The sequence below is a fragment of the Streptomyces aquilus genome, assembly GCF_003955715.1.
Taxonomy (GTDB): Bacteria; Actinomycetota; Actinomycetes; order Streptomycetales; family Streptomycetaceae; genus Streptomyces; species Streptomyces aquilus.
This window is the reverse complement of the sequence record NZ_CP034463.1, coordinates 4710094-4726531: the sequence shown is the minus strand read 5'-3', so window position 1 is coordinate 4726531 and position 16438 is coordinate 4710094. Positions and strand designations below refer to the sequence as shown.

The window sequence follows — 16438 nt, the reverse complement described above, 5'->3', positions numbered from 1 at the left end:
AGCAGGGCGATGACCACGCTTCTTCCGCCCGCGTCGACCACGCCGGCGCCGGGCGGCGGCGCCTGCGCCGCGGCGGCCACCCCCGCCGCTGCGGCGACGCGGCGCCCCGTGGTCGGCTCGGTCCACTCGTGGGATCTGTCGACCGGCGTCGACGGCCCCGGCACCCGGTTCGTCACGTTCCTGTCCGGTTGCCCCCTGACCTGCCTGTACTGCCACAACCCCGACACGTGGCGGATGCGCGACGGCAAGCGCACCACCGCCGCCGACGTGGTCGCCGAGGCCGGCAAGTACACGCGGTTCATCGCGGCGGCCGGCGGTGGCGCCACCGTCAGCGGGGGAGAGCCACTGCTCCAGCCCGTCTTCACGGGCGAGCTGCTGCACCGCTTCAAGCACGAACTCGGCCTGCACACCGCCCTGGACACCTCCGGCTTCCTCGGCGTCCGGGCCACCGACGCCCTGCTGCGCGACACCGACCTGGTCCTGCTCGACATCAAGTCCTGGGACCGCGCCACCTACCGCAAGGTCACCGGCCGTCCCCTCGACCCCACCCTGGACTTCGCCCGGCGCCTGGCCGACCTCGACAAGGAGGTCCACGTCCGCTTCGTCCTGGTGCCCGGTCTCACCGACGCACCCGACAACATCGCCGGTGTCGCCGCCTTCGCCGCCACGCTCGGCAATGTCAGCCGCGTCGACGTCCTGCCCTTCCACAAGCTGGGCGAGGCGAAGTGGCAGGCGCTGGGGCGGACCTTCGCCCTGCACGACACCCCCTGCCCCACCCCGGAGCAGGTCACCTCGGCCAAGGGTGTCTTCGAGACCCACGGGCTGTACGCGGTGTGACCCGGTACGGCGACCGGACCGGCCAGGGCCGGCGCCGCCAGGGCCGTACCCTGGACGCATGAGCACCACCCCCGACCCCGAGCCGCGCGCCCCCAAGCCGTCGCTGATCTTCGACGACCCGCTGGACCAGCAGTCCTCGGACGACACGGACCGCGGCTGGGGCGAGCGCCCCGGTACGGACGGCGCGGCGGACCTGAAGCGCTTCCTCGACGAGAAGCCGCCCCACCACCTCTGAGCCGTCCGCCGCACGGCCCGCCACAGTCGGCGGGCCGTGGCGGCAGCTACCGCTCGTCGTGGCCCGAGCCACGCTGTGCGACCAGCGCGTCGCGGATCTCCTTGAGGACCTCCAGCTCGGTCACCTCGATGACCTCGTGAGTGCCCTCCTTGGCCTTCCTGCGGGCCTCCACCCGCGCCAGGTACTTCGCCATCGGCAGCACCATCAGGAAGTAGACCACCGCCGCGGTGATCACGAAGCTCAGCGTCGCGCCGAGGACCGAACCCCACAGGAGCTGGATGCCCTCGTCGGCCGTGCAGTTGTCGCTCAGACACGAGCTGTAGCTGTCGAGGTTCTTGGTGCCGATCGCTCCGACGAGCGGGTTGATGAGTCCCTTCACGACCGCATTCACGATGTTGGTGAAGGCGGCTCCGATGACCACCGCCACGGCCAGATCGACGACGTTGCCGCGCATCAGGAAGGCCTTGAAGCCCTGCCAGAGACTCGGTTCCTTCTTCTCGCTCACCTAGGGAACTCTCCTCGCACGCGGTTGTGGAACAAACAGCTCCGCAACCTACGTCAACGCAAGGTGACCCTGTCCAATTGGGTAGCTCGAACGGGGGACTTGACAGAAATCCGCGCAACAGGCGGATCACATGGCTCAACACAGCGTCACCGCCAGCCGTGCCGTCGCGCTCGCGCCCGCGAGGCGCGCCGCGATGGACCGTGGCACCGAGAGCACGACCAGCGCCCCGCTCTCGGCAGCACCTTCCAGCGGCTCCGGCACCTTCTTCACCCGCGCCCCGCGCGCGATCACCCGCGCGTCACCGCCCGTCGCCGTCGACTCGGCGGCGATCACGTCGACCCGGTCACCCGGCCGCAACAGCAGAACCGTGGCCCCGTCCGCGATACGCACCGGTGCCGTCACCATCTCGACGGCGCGCTGCTTCCGTACCGGCGCGGCCGCCGGGTGCCCGCGTGCCCCGTCCGCCTTGTCCGGGCCGACGGCCAACAGCGCGGCGGCCGTGACGGCGAGGCCCGCCGCGATGGCCCGCCTGCGATGCCGTACGAGCCTGGCCAGTTGATAACGCCCGCCCCGAACCCGCACGGGAGCGAAGTGCGGCACCTCGCACGTGGCGGGGGTATCGGTGCCCGGCGGGCGCGGGACAAGAGGAGAAGGAGAAGGAGCGAAGGACACGGGACCACCACCTGTGACGAGGGACCGGCTTGCAAGGCCACGATGAGGCCTGGTGCCGAATCCCGCCGAGGCAGGTGGACGACCGACTGGTTGTGGACAACTCCCTCACCCGAACGGGCAGTTCCGCCCTTCAGGCGCACTGCCCGTGCCGCGTCAGGGCAGTGCGAAGCCCGGATCCATCCCGCCGAGGGCCGTTGTGCACAGGCAGTCCCGCTCCTCGTTCGCCGGCAGTGCGGCCACCGCGTCGAACAGCACACCCCGCAGCCGGTCGACGTTGGCCGCGAAGACCCGCAGCACCTCGTCGTGCGAGACGCCCTCACCGGTCTCGGCGCCCGCGTCGAGGTCCGTGACCAGCGTCAACGAGGTGTAACAGAGTTCGAGTTCACGGGCGAGCGCCGCCTCGGGGTGGCCGGTCATGCCCACCACCGACCAGCCCTGCGCCTGGTGCCACAACGATTCGGCACGGGTCGAGAAGCGCGGCCCCTCGATCACGACCAGCGTCCCGCCGTCCACGGCTTCCCAGTCCCGCCCGCGCGCCGCCTTCAGCGCCGCCGTCCTGCCGACGGGGCAGTACGGGTCGGCCAGCGACACATGCACCACGTTGGGCACGTTGCCGCCGGGCAGCGGGAGCCCGTCGAAGTACGTGCCCGCCCGGGACTTCGTACGGTCGACCAGCTGATCCGGTACGAGCAGCGTGCCGGGCCCGTACTCGGGGCGCAGTCCGCCCACGGCGCAGGGCCCGAGGATCTGGCGGGCGCCCACCGACCGCAGCGCCCACAGATTGGCGCGGTAGTTGATCCGGTGCGGCGGAAGATGGTGGCCGCGTCCGTGCCGGGGCAGGAACGCGACGCGTCGGCCCGCCACGTCACCGAGGAAGAGGGAGTCGCTGGGCGGGCCGTAGGGGGTGTCCACCTGGATCTCGGTCACGTCGTCGAGGAACGAGTAGAAGCCCGAGCCGCCGATTACGCCGATCTCTGCGTTCGCCATGACCAGCACAGTAGCTGGCGCCGGCAGCGGGCCGGACCGGGCTCAGGAAAACACCGAGGACCCCGCCGTCGTACGACGACAGGGTCCCGCGTGCGGAGTCCTCAGGCGGCGGAGCTGCTGCTGGAGGAGGTGCCGCTGCTCGACGACTTCGAGTCCGAGGACGACGACGTCGAGGTGGACGAGGACGACGTGCTGGACGTCGACGACTTCGACGACGACGCCGGCGAGCTGCTCGACGAGGAGCCGCGGCTGTCGTTGCGGTAGAAGCCGGAGCCCTTGAAGACAATGCCGACCGCGGAGAACACCTTCTTCAGGCGGCCACCGCAGTTGGGGCACTCGGTCAGGGCGTCGTCGGTGAACTTCTGCACCGCCTCGAGGCCCTCGCCGCACTCGGTGCACTGGTACTGGTAGGTCGGCACTTGTCTTCCTCCTGGCACTCTCACTCAATGAGTGCTAACGACGGTCCATAGTGACGTATTCCTGAGGATCAGTCCACCGTCACCGGCACGCGGTGACCGACGCCACGTGCGACCGTACGGCTCCGGGGGCGCGCCGCGAGCCGTGAACGCAGGGTCAGAAGCGTCGCCAGGGCGAGCAGGGTGCCGACCATCGGGACCAGGAATCCTGCACCGTCCCAGAAGCGGTCCTCCAGCTGACCGGCGACCGTGACGGCACCGGCCTGGCCGAGCGCCACCGCTCCGGTCAGCCAGGTGAAGGCCTCGGTCCGGGCACCGGCCGGCACCAGGCTCTCGACCAGCGTGTAGCCGGTGATCAGCGCGGGCGCGATGGACATGCCGACCAGAAGGCCGAGCCCGGCCAGCGCGAGCACGGAGTGCGCGGCCCACAGACCGGAGGCCGTCAGCGCGAGTGCCGCGTATCCGACCACCAGGCGCCGCTGTGGGGCGACCTTCCACGCGATGGCGCCGCACGCGATGCCGGAGAGCATGTTGCCCGCGGCGAAGACGCCGTACAGGACACCGTTCAGACCGGGCTCGCCGATCGACTCGGTGAAGGCGGCCAGCGAGACCTGCATACCGCCGAAGACCGAACCGATCCCCAGGAACGCCACGATCAGCACCCGCACGCCGGGGACGCGCAGCGCGGAGGCGTGCTCCACGCGCGCGTGTCCGTCCACCGCGACCTGGGGCTGCGTGCCCTTCTGCGCGGCGAACAGCAGACCGCCGACCAGGGTCAGTGCGGCCTCGGTCATCAGGCCCGCGGCCGGGTCGACCGCGGTGCACAGGGCGGTGGCCAGGAGCGGGCCGACGACGAAGGTCAGCTCGTCCGTCACGGACTCGAACGCCGCCGCGGTGCTCATGAGGGGCGAGCCCTGGAGCTTCACGCCCCAGCGGGCGCGCACCATGGGGCCGATCTGGGGCACCGAGGCGCCCGTGGGAACGGCGGCGATGAACAGTGCCCACAGGGGCGCGTGGGAGAGCGCGAGCGCCGTCAGGGTCAGACCCGACAGCGCGTGCACCAGCACGCCGGGGATCAGGACGGTGCGCTGGCCGTAGCGGTCGGCGAGACGACCGCTGTAGGGCGCGAACAGCGCCATGGAAACACCGGTGACAGCGGCCGCGCCGCCCGCGGCGCCGTACGAGCCGGTGGTGTGCTGCACGAGCAGCACGATGGAGATCGTCAGCATCGCGAACGGCTGGCGTGCCGCGAAGCCGGGGAGCAGGAACGTCCAGGCGCCGCGCGTGCGCAGCAGTTGCCCGTATCCGGGGCGGGAGGAAGCCGGCGAGTCCTTCGACGGCTCGGTGGTGACCGTGGATGCCACGGCCCGTGCCTTTCTGCCGCCTGGTAGCGCGCCCGTGCGGGGGCGCCGAGAGCTGTCCTCATGCGCGGAACTGCGGTAGATACCGGCGCCCACTGCGAGGGTGTCCCGGCCGCCATACGGTCGCGCCAGCTCTGCGTCAGGCAGAGTTGGTTCGATCAGGGTGCGCCTTCATCGTACAGGGATCAACGGCTGATGCTCCTGTGAAAACGAGCACCATGGGCGGTGTTCACCTGCGATTAGGAAGGGTGTGAACTGTGCGAAACACGCCCTTAATGACATGGAGTGCGCTGAAGCGCGTCGCGCACGCTCCGTCCGGGCGCCCCCGCGCACGCCCAGGCGCGCCCCGCCTTCGCCCCCGTCAGCGCCCGGGCCCCGCGCCGTTCGCGCCCAGCCAGCCGGCCAGCTTGCCCCCGTGTCCCACGGCGCGCAGTCGCTTCTCCGCCGCGTCCCGGACCGGGTCCGTGGTGACCACGAGCAGTTCGTCCCCGCGGCGCAGCACCGTCGTGGGCAGCGGAACGAACGATTTTCCATCGCGGACGACGAGGGTGACGGCGGCCCCGGCCGGCAGCCGCAGCTCGTTGACCTCGACGCCGTGCATCTTCGACCCCTCGGGGATCGCGACGGACAGCAGATGCCCGCGCAGCCGCTCCAGGGGCGCCGACTCGATGCCGAGGTCGGCGGCCTCGGCGTCCTGGCCCAGGCGCAGCTTGCGGGCGAGCCAGGGGAGCGTCGGCCCCTGGACCAGGGTGTAGACGACGACCAGGACGAAGACGATGTTGAAGATGCGGCGGCTGCCGTCGACGCCGTTCACCATCGGGATGGTCGCCAGGATGATGGGCACGGCGCCGCGCAGCCCGGCCCAGGACATGAGGGTCTGCTCCTGCCACGGCACCCGGAACGGCACCAGGCAGAGCACGACGCTGAGCGGGCGCGCGACCATGGTCAGCACGAGCCCGATGACGAGCGCGGGCCACACGTCGTCGCCGAGTTCGTGCGGGGTGACGAGCAGGCCGAGCAGGACGAACATGCCGATCTGGGCGATCCAGCCGAGCCCGTCGGCGAAACCGCGCGTGGCGGGCCAGTGCGGGAGCTTGGCGTTGCCCATCACCATGGAGGCGAGGTAGACGCCGAGGAAGCCGCTGCCGTGCGCCAGTGCGCCCGCCGCGTACGCCGTCACGGCGATCGCCATGACGGCGATCGGATAGAGACCGGAGGCGGGCAGGGCCACGTGCCTGAGCCCCCAGGAGCCCAGCCAGCCGACCGCCAGGCCTATGGCCGCGCCGATGGCCAGCTCCAGGGCTATCTCGCCGATCAGCACGTACCAGTGCTCGACGGGGCCCGCGGTGGAGAAGGCGACGACGAGGATGACGACGGGTGCGTCGTTGAAGCCGGACTCGGCCTCCAGCGTGCCCGTCACGCGCGCGGGGAGGGGGATTCTCCGCAGGACGGAGAAGACCGCCGCCGCGTCCGTGGAGGACACGACCGCCCCGATGATGAGCGCCTGCCGCCACTCCAGGCCGATCAGGTAGTGCGCGGCCGTCGCCGTGACCCCGACGCTCACCGCGACCCCGCCCAGTGCCAGCGCGGACGCGGCGGGCAGCGCCGGCTTGATCTCCTTCCACTTCGTGCCCAGGCCACCCTCGGCCAGGATCACGACCAGGGCCGCGTATCCGATGACCTGGGTCAGTTCGGCGTTGTCGAACTTGATGTCGCCGATGCCGTCCTGGCCCATGGCGATGCCGATGCCCAGGTAGACGAGCAGGCTGGGGAGCCCGCTGCGCGAGGAGATCCGGACCGCTGCGACGGCGACGAGCAGGACGAGCGAGCAGACGAGCAGGAGCTGGTTGAGGTCGTGGACGGTCAGCGGCTGTTCCCTTCCCTGGCCCACGGGCATCACGCGCGCGTGGGCTCACGTACATAGGACACGAAGTGGCGGGTCTCCGCACCCAAGTACTTCGTTACCTTACCTAACTCTTGACGATTTCTTGACACTCCTCAAGGCAAGATCGAACGCCCGGCCATTCGGGTTGCCGACTCCGCGTCAAGTGCCGTCGGGCCCTGCGCCTATGGTTGCTCCAGCGCTCATTCAAAAGGACAGCCCGCCCTGCCGCTCGCGTTAGGACAGCAAGGACAGCGATGCCCCCCAACACCACCGCCTCATCGGGTCAGAAGCCCGGCAAGTCCGGCAGGAAAAAGGGGCGCAAAGCCCGTCTGATCGTCCTCGTTCTGGTATTGGCCATCATCGGGGGCATCGCCTACGGGGCGTACTGGTCCATCAGCACCGTCCGCGCCTCCTTCCCGCAGACCAAGGGTTCGATCACGCTCGAGGGCCTGTCGGGGCCGGTCGACGTGAAGCGTGACAGTTACGGCATCCCGCAGATCTACGCCTCCACCGACGAGGACCTGTTCATGGCGCAGGGCTACGTCCAGGCGCAGGACCGGTTCTACGAGATGGACGTGCGCCGCCACATGACCTCCGGGCGCCTGTCGGAGATGTTCGGCAAGGGCCAGGTCGACAACGACGAGTTCCTGCGCACCCTCGGCTGGGACCGCGTCGCGAAGAAGGAGTACGACACCAAGCTGTCGGCCTCCACGAAGAAGTACCTCCAGGCGTACGCCAAGGGGGTCAACGCCTACCTCCAGGGCAAGGACGGCAAGGACATCTCCCTCGAGTACGCCGCCCTGGGCTTCACCAACGACTACAAGCCCGAGCAGTGGACGCCCGTCGACTCGATCTCCTGGCTGAAGGCGATGGCCTGGGACCTGCGCGGCAACATGCAGGACGAGATCGACCGCGCCCTGATGACCAGCCGCCTCGGCCCCAAGCAGATCGCCGACCTGTACCCGGACTACCCGTACAGCCGCAACAAGGCGATCGTCCAGGAGGGCCAGTACAACGAGCTCACCCAGACGTTCGAGCAGGACGGCTCCCCATCCGCCTCAGGCTCCACGAGCGGCGCGACGGGCACCAGCGGCACCTCCTCGGCCTCCACGGCCCTCCAGGGCCAGCTGGCGGGCCTCCAGGACGTCCTCGACGATGTCCCCGCGGCCGTCGGTGTGAACGGCAACGGCATCGGCTCCAACGCCTGGGTCGTCTCCGGCAAGTACACGATCACCGGCAGCCCGCTGCTGGCCAACGACCCGCACCTGTCGGCCTCGCTGCCGTCCGTCTGGTACCAGATGGGCCTGCACTGCCGCACCGTCTCCAGCAAGTGCCAGTACGACGTGAGCGGTTACACCTTCGCGGGCATGCCCGGCGTCGTCATCGGCCACAACGCGAACATCGCCTGGGGCATGACCAACTCCGGTGTGGACGTCACCGACCTCTACCTGGAGAAGCTCAGCGGCAACGGCTACCTGTACGACGGCAAGACGGTGCCGTTCACCACGCGCGAGGAGACCATCAAGGTCGCCGGCGGCAAGTCCAAGACGATCGTCGTCCGCGAGACCAACAACGGCCCGCTGCTCTCCGACCGTGACGACGAACTCGTCAAGGTCGGCAAGAAGGCCACCGTCGACGCCGCCGCACCCGACCGCGGCGACGGCTACGGCATCGCCCTGCGCTGGACCGCCCTCCAGGCGGGCACCACCATGGACGCCGTCTTCGCCATGGACAAGGCGGCGAACTGGAACGACTTCCGCGCCGCGGCCGCCCTCTTCGAGGTGCCGTCGCAGAACCTGGTCTACGCCGACAGCAAGAACATCGGCTACACGCTGCCCGGCAGGATCCCCACGCGCGCGAAGGGCGTCGACGGCTCCATCCCGCAGCCCGGATGGGACTCCAAGTACCGCTGGACCGGCTGGATCAAGCAGGGTGAACTGCCCTACGAGTACAACCCGTCGCGCGGCTACATCGTCACCGCCAACCAGGCCGTGATCGACCCGGACAAGTACCCCTACACGCTCACCACGGACTGGGGCTACGGCACCCGCAGCCAGCGGATCACCGACCTGATCCAGTCGAAGATCGACGACGGCGGCAAGATCTCGACCGACGACATGCGGCAGATGCAGGTCGACAACAGCAGCGAGATCGCCAAGCTGCTCGTGCCCACGCTGCTGAAGATCGACATCGAGGACAAGGACGTCCGCGAGGCGCAGAAGCTGCTGGAGGGCTGGGACTACACCCAGGACGCCGACTCCGCGGCCGCCGCCTACTTCAACGCGGTCTGGCGCAACATCCTCAAGCTCGCCTTCGGCAACAAGCTGCCCAAGGAGCTCCGCGTCGAGGGCCAGTGCCTGTGGGTCGAGAAGGCCGACAGCACTGGCCCGGTGGACGAGGAGACCGAGGTCCGCGAGTGCGGCCAGCGCGATCCCGACCAGGCGCAGCCGGACGGCGGCGACCGCTGGTTCGAGGTCGTGCGCAACCTCATGGACGACGAGAAGAGCGACTGGTGGAAGACGCCGCAGGGCGTCGGGGACCGCCCTGAAGCCACCAACCGGGACCAACTCTTCAAGCGCGCCATGATCGACGCCCGCTGGGAGCTGACCGCCAAGCTCGGCAAGGACATCGACACCTGGAGCTGGGGCCGGCTGCACCGCCTGTTCCTGAAGAACCAGACCCTCGGCACCGAAGGTCCCGGCTTCCTGAAGTACATCCTCAACCGCGGCCCCTGGAAGCTCAGCGGCGGCGAGGCCACGGTCAACGCGACCGGCTGGAACGCCGCCGGCGGCTACGGCGTCGTCTGGGTGCCGTCGATGCGGATGGTGGTCAACCTCGGCGACCTCGACAAGTCGAAGTGGATCAACCTCACCGGCGCCTCCGGGCACGCCTACAGCGCCCACTACACCGACCAGACGAGCAAGTGGGTCAAGGGCGAGCTGCTGGACTGGTCCTTCACGAAGGACGCGGTCGACAAGAGCACGAGCGACACCCTGGTGCTCAAGCCGTGAACCGCTGAAGCACGGCTGAAAGCGAACAGCCGAAGGGCCCCTCCACGCGCGGGTGGAGGGGCCCTTCGCGCACGCCGGGCGGGACGCGCGAGCACGGGGCGTGCATCAACCGCCGCACGCCCCCTGAGCGTTCAGTGGTCCGCCGCCCGCCCGTCACCACGAAAACGGCGCACACCCGACGGCGTCACCACCGCGTCCACCGGCCGGTCGTGCGCCTCCTCCGGGACGCGCTCGACGACTTCGGAGTCGTAGAGCAGCACCACCAGCGCGGGATGCGCACCCGCACGCTCCAGGCGCGCGAGCACGCGGTCGTACGACCCTCCGCCCCGCCCCAGCCGCATGCCACGCGCGTCGACCGCGAGGCCGGGCAGCAGTACCACGTCGGCGGCGGTCACGGCATCGGGGCCCAGGCGGTCGCCGGCGGGCTCGAAGAGGGCCATCTTCCCGCCGTGCCGGATGCGCGCGAGAGAGCCCTCGCCCGCGTACGCGCCCCAGTCCAGGTCGTTGTCGGGCAGGAGCGCGGGGAGCAGGACGTGCACGCCCCGCGCGCGCAGCGCGTCCAGCAGCGCGAGCGTGCCGGGCTCGCTCCCCACCGAGACGTACGCCGCCACCGTGCGTGCCTGCGCCAGCTCGGGCAGCTCGAGCGCCCGCTCCGCCAGCGCGGTCGCCGTTCCCCGCAGGTCATCGGCCGTCAACCTGCTTCTCACCGAGAGGAACTCTCGCCGCAACATTCGCTTGTCAGGCTCGTCAGGACGTCCGATGTGACTCACAGGTCGCTCCCGTATCCTTTCAATACGCTCATATCAGGGTTAATTAACCGGAGCCTCAGATTCCCTGCAAAGGCACCGGATAAGGTTGCGGGCATGACTCAGTCGCACCCTCGGATCAGCAAGGCTGTCATCCCAGCAGCAGGCCTCGGCACCCGGTTCCTGCCGGCCACCAAGGCCACTCCCAAGGAGATGCTGCCGGTCGTCGACAAGCCGGCGATCCAGTACGTGGTCGAGGAGGCCGTCTCCGCGGGCCTCGACGACGTCCTCATGGTCACGGGCCGCAACAAGCGCCCCCTCGAGGACCACTTCGACCGCAACTACGAGCTGGAATCCGCCCTTCAGAAGAAGGGCGACGCCAGCCGGCTCGCCAAGGTGCAGGAGTCCAGCGACCTCGCGACGATGCACTACGTCCGCCAGGGCGACCCCAAGGGCCTCGGCCACGCCGTGCTGTGCGCGGCCCCGCACGTGGGGCACGAGCCGTTCGCCGTCCTCCTCGGCGACGACCTGATCGACCCGCGCGACCCGCTGCTCAAGCGGATGGTCGAGGTGCAGGAGCAGCACGGCGGCAGCGTCATCGCCCTCATGGAGGTCGCTCCCGAGCAGATCCACCTCTACGGCTGCGCGGCCGTCGACCCGACCGACGACGGTGACGTCGTCAAGGTCCACGACCTGGTCGAGAAGCCCGCCGCGGCCGACGCCCCGTCCAACTACGCGATCATCGGCCGCTACGTCCTCGACCCGCACATCTTCGACATACTCCGCAAGACCGAGCCCGGCCGCGGCGGCGAGATCCAGCTCACCGACGCCCTCCAGCAGCTCGCGGCGGACGAGAAGGTCGGCGGCCCCGTGCACGGCGTCGTCTTCAAGGGCCGCCGCTATGACACCGGCGACCGTGGCGACTATCTGCGTGCCATTGTCAGACTCGCGTGCGAACGTGAAGACCTGGGCCCGGACTTCCGGACCTGGCTTCGCAGTTACGTAGCCGAGGAGATGTAGCAACGTTGAGCAACGCCGCGCCCCGCACCACCGGCCAGGACCACCTCTGGTCGGTGGACGAACACCTGGAGGACATCCTCGCGACCGTCCGCCCCCTCGAACCCATCGAGCTGCAACTCCTCGACGCCCAGGGCTGCGTCCTGGTCGAGGACGTCACGGTGCCGGTCTCGCTGCCGCCGTTCGACAACAGCTCCATGGACGGGTACGCGGTACGGGTCGCGGATGTCGCGGGCGCGAGCGAGGAGTTCCCCGCCGTCCTGGACGTCGTCGGGGACGTCGCGGCGGGCCAGGCCGACCTGCTCCACGTGGGCCCCGGCCAGGCCGCCCGCATCATGACCGGCGCCCCCCTGCCGCCCGGCGCCGAAACCGTCGTACCGGTGGAATGGACCGACGGAGGCCTCGGCGAGGGGCCCGTGACCGGGATGCGCGCCCGCGCACTGGCCCCCGAGGGCGCCGAAGGGCACGTGCACGTGTACCGGCCCGCCGAGGCACGCGCGCACGTACGGGCCAAGGGCAGCGATGTGAAAGCCGGCGACCGCGCCCTCGAAGCCGGTACGGTCCTCGGCCCGCCGCAGATCGCCCTGCTCGCCGCGATCGGCCGCGGCACCGTACGCGTGCGCCCGCGTCCGCGCGTGGTCGTCATGTCCACCGGCAGCGAACTCGTCCAGCCCGACGAGAGCCTGGGCAGCGGTCAGATCTACGACTCCAACAGCTTCGCCCTCACCGCAGCCGCCCGCGACGCCGGCGCCATCGCCTACCGCGTGGGCGCTGTCGCCGACGACGCCGAGACCCTCCGCGACACCATCGAGGACCAGCTCGTCCGTGCCGACCTCATGGTCACCACGGGCGGTGTCAGCGTCGGGGCGTACGACGTCGTCAAGGAAGCCCTCTCGCACGTCGGGGACGAGGACGAGGCGGGCAGCGGCATCGACTTCCGCAAGCTCGCCATGCAGCCCGGCAAGCCCCAGGGCTTCGGCTCCATCGGCCCCGACCACACCCCCCTGCTCGCGCTGCCCGGCAACCCGGTGTCGTCGTACGTCTCCTTCGAGCTGTTCGTGCGCCCCGCGATCCGCACCCTCATGGGACTGGACGACGTCCACCGGCCGCGCACGCGCGCGAAGCTGACCGCGGGCAAGGCGCTGACCTCGCCGAAGGGACGTAGGCAGTTCCTGCGCGGGACGTACGCCGACGGCACCGTGACCCCCGTCGGCGGCGCCGGCTCGCACCTGGTCGCGGCCCTCGCGCACGCGGACGCGCTGATCGTCGTCCCGGAGGACGTGGAGAGCGTCGAGCCCGGCACCGAGGTCGAGGTGGTCCTGCTCGGCTGAGCGCTCCTGGTTGGCGGTACCGTGTCGCGCACAGCAGGCCCCTGCGCCGCACCGCGAAGGGCCGAGACCGGGAGCGCCACACAGCATGAGTACGCAGGACCGACTGACGCACATCGACGAGGCGGGCGCCGCCCGCATGGTCGACGTATCCGAGAAGGACGTGACCGCGCGCACCGCCCGCGCCAGCGGCCGTGTCCTCGTCTCGCCCCGCGTGATCGAGCTGCTGCGCGGCGAGGGAGTACCCAAGGGTGACGCCCTCGCCACCGCGCGGATCGCGGGGATCATGGGCGCCAAACGCACCCCGGATCTGATCCCGCTGTGCCACCCGTTGGCGGTGTCCGGTGTGAAACTGGATCTGTCGGTCGTGGACGACGCCGTGGAGATCCTCGCCACCGTCAAGACGACGGACCGCACGGGCGTCGAGATGGAGGCCCTCACCGCGGTCTCCGTCGCCGCGCTCACCGTGATCGACATGGTCAAGGCGGTCGACAAGGGAGCGGTCATCACGGACGTGCGGGTGGAGGAGAAGACCGGCGGCAAGTCGGGCGACTGGAGCCGGGCGTGAGCGCCGGGGCGCATGACGCCGAGCGCGCGCCGTACCGCGCGCTGGTCGTCACCGCCTCCAACCGTGCCGCCGCCGGCGTCTACGAGGACAAGGGCGGCCCCCTCGTCGCCGAGGGACTGAAGAGCTTCGGCTTCGCCGTCGAGGGGCCCCAGGTCGTGCCCGACGGCGATCCCGTGGAAGCTGCCCTGCGCGCCGCCGTGGAGGCCGGTTACGACGCCGTCGTCACCACCGGCGGCACCGGCATCTCGCCCACCGACCGCACTCCCGAGGCCACCCGCAGGGTGATCGACCACGAGGTGCCGGGCATCGCCGAGGCCATCCGGGCCTTCGGACGGGAGAAGGTGCCGACCGCGGCTCTCTCACGAGGGCTGGCCGGAGTCGCGGGACGCACGCTGATCGTCAACCTGCCAGGCTCCACCGGCGGGGTGAAAGACGGACTGGCCGTCCTGGAGCCCCTGCTGACCCACGCCGTCGACCAGATCCGCGGCGGCGACCATCCAAGACCCGGCGCCGGCAACGGGGGTGTGAGCTGAACAGCCCATCCTGGCCCGTCGTGCTCGCGGACGGCGATGTCGTCCTGCGGCCGATAAAGATGCGCGACCAGCGGGCGTGGCGCGAGGTCAACCGGCGCAACCGCGACTGGCTGCGCCCCTGGGAGGCGACCATCCCGCCGCCCACGCCCAGCGGGCCGATCGCGCACCGCCCGACCTACCGGCAGATGGTGCGTCATCTGCGCTCCGAGGCGAACGCGGGCCGGATGCTGCCGTTCGTCATCGAGTACCAGGGGCGGCTCGTCGGGCAGTTGACCGTCGCCGGGATCACCTGGGGCTCGATGTGCTCGGGGCATGTCGGTTACTGGGTGGACGAGTCGGTGGCCGGCCGTGGCGTGATGCCGACGGCGGTGGCGCTTGTCGTGGACCACTGTTTCCGGACCGTCGGCCTGCACCGCATCGAGGTCTGCATTCGTCCCGAGAACGGGCCCAGCCGACGCGTCGTGGAGAAACTCGGATTCCGCGAGGAGGGCCTCCGGCCCCGTTATCTCCACATCGACGGGGCCTGGCGCGACCATCTCGTCTTCGCGCTCACGGCGGAAGAGGTGCCGGAAGGGTTGCTCGCACGGTGGCAGCGGGCACGCTCACAGAAGGCGCCGCACAACACGCCCCGGAACCCGCAGAACACGCCGGGGAATCCCGCATAGACCCGGGAAATTGAATATATGTTCGAGAATGATCGGTCGGCGACCGTCTCAGGGCATTAAATTCGCGCCCTCAGCGGCCTGCTGATCGCATCGGTCACAAAAAAAGCTCGAAATATCAGCCAGATCGTGCGACACACCGGCCCAATTGGCGGATGGCCTCACGCAAACCCCTCTACCGTGTGAGGCGTGAGCAGCAGCGGCCTCATCTACGCAGTCATTGTCGGGGCCTGGGCCGCCTACTTGGTGCCGATGTGGCTCCGTAGGCAGGACGAGCTGAACGAGGCCCGTCCGACGGAACGCTTCAGCACCGCCATCCGGTTGCTGTCCGGACGGGCGGGGATGGAGCGCCGGTACGCCAAGGACCTGCGGGCGCGCTCCACCGAGGAGGGGGAGCCCAGCGCCGTCGACCCGGATGCCGTCACCGACTCGGTGGACGTCCGGGCCTTCGCCATGCCTCCGACGCGCCCGCAGGCGCGCGCGGAGATCCACGCACGCGCGGAAGCGCCGGCGTCCGGGCGCAGGGAATCGGTGCGCGAACCGGCGCGCGAACGGGCAGCCGAGCCGGCGCCCGCATCCGCGTCCGCACCGGCGCCCGCATCCGGATCCGCGCCCGCGCGCAGACCCGTGCCCACCCCCCGGCGCACCCCCTCGGCCGAGGCCGCCGCCGCGCGCGCCCGGCGCATGAAGGCGCTCGCGCGCCGGAGGCGCACCACCGTGGCGCTCTTCCTCGCCTTCACGCTCGGCGCGATCGTCGCCGCCGTCGGAGGGCTCGCGTTCCTCTGGGCGCCAGGCGTGCCCGCCGTGCTGCTCAGCGCGTACATCGCCTACCTGCGCTCCCAGGAACGCCGCCGCTTCGCCTACCAGATGGACCGTCGGCGGGCGGAGGCGGCGGCGCAGCACCTGAAGGAGCGTGCGCGGCAACCGCGCCGGCGACCGTCCGCGGACGCCGCCGCCGAAGCGGACGAGCCGGACGACGGACCAGAACCCGAGCAGCAGGACACCGGGCTGTCGGCGCTCGCCGCCGACCGGCGCGCGCTCGTCGAGCAGACCGATCACGCCGAGTGGGTCGACCAGCAGCGTGAGCGGCAGCGGCGGCCGGGGCACGGGGACAGCTGGGAGCCGGTGCCGGTGCCGTTGCCGACGTATGTGACCGCGCCCGTCGCGCCGCGGGCCACGGCCGACGTGGACCTGGGGGCGCCGGACGCGTGGAGCTCGGCGCGGTCGAGCTCCGTCGCCGGGGACCGGGAGGCGCGCGCCGGACAGGACGGCTCCGGATCGGACGCGGAGCCGGGGGAACCGCCCCGCGCGGAAGCCGCCGAGGCCGACGAGGACAGGGCGGACGGGGGCGGGCGCAGTGACGCTCGTCGGGCCGCGTCCGCGCGACGGGCCCGGGAGCGGGGGCGCACGCCGCTGTTCGACCAGTACGAGGACGGGGAGCGGCCGCGCGCGGCCAACGAGTAGCCGAGGAAGCCCCCACCTGTGGGTTGCCGCTCCGGCAGGGCAGGGAACGGATTTCCAAGCACCCCGATCGGGGTGCTAAGGTTTCACTCGTTGCAAGGGCCTGTGGCGCAGTCCGGTAGCGCACCTCGTTCGCATCGAGGGGGCCAGGGGTTCAAATCCCCTCAGGTCCACGCAGCATAGAGCCCCTGGCGGTGATCACCGCCAGGGGCTC

At 70.6% G+C, this 16438-nt stretch carries 16 protein-coding genes and 1 tRNA gene; 10 read left to right on the top strand and 7 right to left on the bottom strand.

All coding sequences use genetic code 11. From position 1 onward, the window contains the following. The first annotated feature begins 9 nt into the window (after nt 1-9). Complete coding sequence (pflA, locus tag EJC51_RS21705) at nt 10-837, top strand: pyruvate formate-lyase-activating protein (RefSeq protein ID WP_126272619.1); 828 nt, start codon at nt 10-12, stop codon at nt 835-837. 58 nt (nt 838-895) lie between these two features. Continuing rightward, nucleotides 896-1072 (top strand): hypothetical protein, encoded by a 177-nt coding sequence (locus EJC51_RS21700; RefSeq protein WP_126272618.1) that lies wholly within the window; start codon nt 896-898, stop codon nt 1070-1072. A 46-nt stretch (nt 1073-1118) separates the two neighbouring features. On the opposite strand, the gene mscL is transcribed toward EJC51_RS21700, so the two are convergent. From mscL to EJC51_RS21665, 6 genes are all read right to left on the bottom strand, one after another. Then, on the bottom strand, nt 1119-1577 hold the full coding sequence (mscL, locus tag EJC51_RS21695; protein ID WP_126272617.1) for a large conductance mechanosensitive channel protein MscL: 459 nt from the start codon (nt 1575-1577) through the stop codon (nt 1119-1121). A gap of 135 nt (nt 1578-1712) precedes the next feature. Then, nucleotides 1713-2249 carry a hypothetical protein gene (locus tag EJC51_RS21690; protein WP_126272616.1) on the bottom strand — a complete coding sequence of 179 codons (537 nt, stop codon included), beginning with the start codon at nt 2247-2249 and terminating at the stop codon, nt 1713-1715. A gap of 153 nt (nt 2250-2402) precedes the next feature. After that, complete coding sequence (locus tag EJC51_RS21685) at nt 2403-3236, bottom strand: S-methyl-5'-thioadenosine phosphorylase (RefSeq protein WP_126272615.1); 834 nt, start codon at nt 3234-3236, stop codon at nt 2403-2405. Nucleotides 3237-3337: 101 nt separating this feature from the next. Then, nucleotides 3338-3655: an FmdB family zinc ribbon protein gene (locus EJC51_RS21680; RefSeq protein WP_126272614.1), complete on the bottom strand. Its 318-nt coding sequence runs from the start codon at nt 3653-3655 to the stop codon at nt 3338-3340. A gap of 68 nt (nt 3656-3723) precedes the next feature. Then, entirely contained in the window at nt 3724-5016 is a 1293-nt protein-coding gene (locus tag EJC51_RS21675; RefSeq protein WP_126272613.1) for an MFS transporter, read from the bottom strand. Nucleotides 5017-5374: 358 nt separating this feature from the next. Continuing rightward, nucleotides 5375-6910 carry a potassium/proton antiporter gene (locus tag EJC51_RS21665; protein ID WP_126272612.1) on the bottom strand — a complete coding sequence of 512 codons (1536 nt, stop codon included), beginning with the start codon at nt 6908-6910 and terminating at the stop codon, nt 5375-5377. A gap of 242 nt (nt 6911-7152) precedes the next feature. On the opposite strand from EJC51_RS21665, the gene EJC51_RS21660 reads away from it, so the two are divergent. Then, nucleotides 7153-9909: a penicillin acylase family protein gene (locus EJC51_RS21660; protein ID WP_126272611.1), complete on the top strand. Its 2757-nt coding sequence runs from the start codon at nt 7153-7155 to the stop codon at nt 9907-9909. 131 nt (nt 9910-10040) lie between these two features. On the opposite strand, the gene EJC51_RS21655 is transcribed toward EJC51_RS21660, so the two are convergent. Then, a complete protein-coding gene (locus EJC51_RS21655) occupies nt 10041-10640 on the bottom strand; it encodes a 5-formyltetrahydrofolate cyclo-ligase (protein WP_126272610.1) in 600 nt (199 codons plus the stop codon). A 132-nt stretch (nt 10641-10772) separates the two neighbouring features. On the opposite strand from EJC51_RS21655, the gene galU reads away from it, so the two are divergent. The 7 genes from galU to EJC51_RS21620 all read left to right on the top strand — a co-directional run bounded on the left by galU (nt 10773) and on the right by EJC51_RS21620 (nt 16397). Continuing rightward, nucleotides 10773-11675, top strand: a complete 903-nt coding sequence (gene galU, locus EJC51_RS21650; RefSeq protein WP_126272609.1) for a UTP--glucose-1-phosphate uridylyltransferase GalU — start codon at nt 10773-10775, stop codon at nt 11673-11675. A 5-nt stretch (nt 11676-11680) separates the two neighbouring features. After that, on the top strand, nt 11681-13003 hold the full coding sequence (glp, locus tag EJC51_RS21645) for a molybdotransferase-like divisome protein Glp (RefSeq protein WP_126272608.1): 1323 nt from the start codon (nt 11681-11683) through the stop codon (nt 13001-13003). Between the two features lie 85 nt (nt 13004-13088). Beyond that, a complete protein-coding gene (moaC, locus tag EJC51_RS21640; RefSeq protein WP_126272607.1) occupies nt 13089-13568 on the top strand; it encodes a cyclic pyranopterin monophosphate synthase MoaC in 480 nt (159 codons plus the stop codon). Continuing rightward, a complete protein-coding gene (locus EJC51_RS21635; protein WP_126272606.1) occupies nt 13565-14101 on the top strand; it encodes a MogA/MoaB family molybdenum cofactor biosynthesis protein in 537 nt (178 codons plus the stop codon). The genes moaC and EJC51_RS21635 overlap by 4 nt, the downstream gene beginning before the upstream one ends. Before the next feature lie 20 nt (nt 14102-14121). Continuing rightward, nucleotides 14122-14766 carry a GNAT family N-acetyltransferase gene (locus EJC51_RS21630; protein WP_126272605.1) on the top strand — a complete coding sequence of 215 codons (645 nt, stop codon included), beginning with the start codon at nt 14122-14124 and terminating at the stop codon, nt 14764-14766. Between the two features lie 186 nt (nt 14767-14952). Continuing rightward, nucleotides 14953-16227 (top strand): gephyrin-like molybdotransferase receptor GlpR, encoded by a 1275-nt coding sequence (locus tag EJC51_RS21625; protein WP_126272604.1) that lies wholly within the window; start codon nt 14953-14955, stop codon nt 16225-16227. A gap of 96 nt (nt 16228-16323) precedes the next feature. Further along, a tRNA-Ala gene (locus EJC51_RS21620) sits at nt 16324-16397 on the top strand. The last annotated feature ends 41 nt before the right edge of the window (nt 16398-16438 follow it).

Bases quoted from the DNA above. Each gene is read 5' to 3' on its own strand.
- pflA (WP_126272619.1), top strand. From the start codon at position 10: ATGACCACGCTTCTTCCGCCCGCGTCGACCACGCCGGCGCCGGGCGGC.
- EJC51_RS21700 (WP_126272618.1), top strand. From the start codon at position 896: ATGAGCACCACCCCCGACCCCGAGCCGCGCGCCCCCAAGCCGTCGCTG.
- EJC51_RS21685 (WP_126272615.1), bottom strand. From the start codon at position 3,236: ATGGCGAACGCAGAGATCGGCGTAATCGGCGGCTCGGGCTTCTACTCG.
- EJC51_RS21665 (WP_126272612.1), bottom strand. From the start codon at position 6,910: ATGCCCGTGGGCCAGGGAAGGGAACAGCCGCTGACCGTCCACGACCTC.
- EJC51_RS21660 (WP_126272611.1), top strand. From the start codon at position 7,153: ATGCCCCCCAACACCACCGCCTCATCGGGTCAGAAGCCCGGCAAGTCC.
- EJC51_RS21655 (WP_126272610.1), bottom strand. From the start codon at position 10,640: ATGTTGCGGCGAGAGTTCCTCTCGGTGAGAAGCAGGTTGACGGCCGAT.
- galU (WP_126272609.1), top strand. From the start codon at position 10,773: ATGACTCAGTCGCACCCTCGGATCAGCAAGGCTGTCATCCCAGCAGCA.
- moaC (WP_126272607.1), top strand. From the start codon at position 13,089: ATGAGTACGCAGGACCGACTGACGCACATCGACGAGGCGGGCGCCGCC.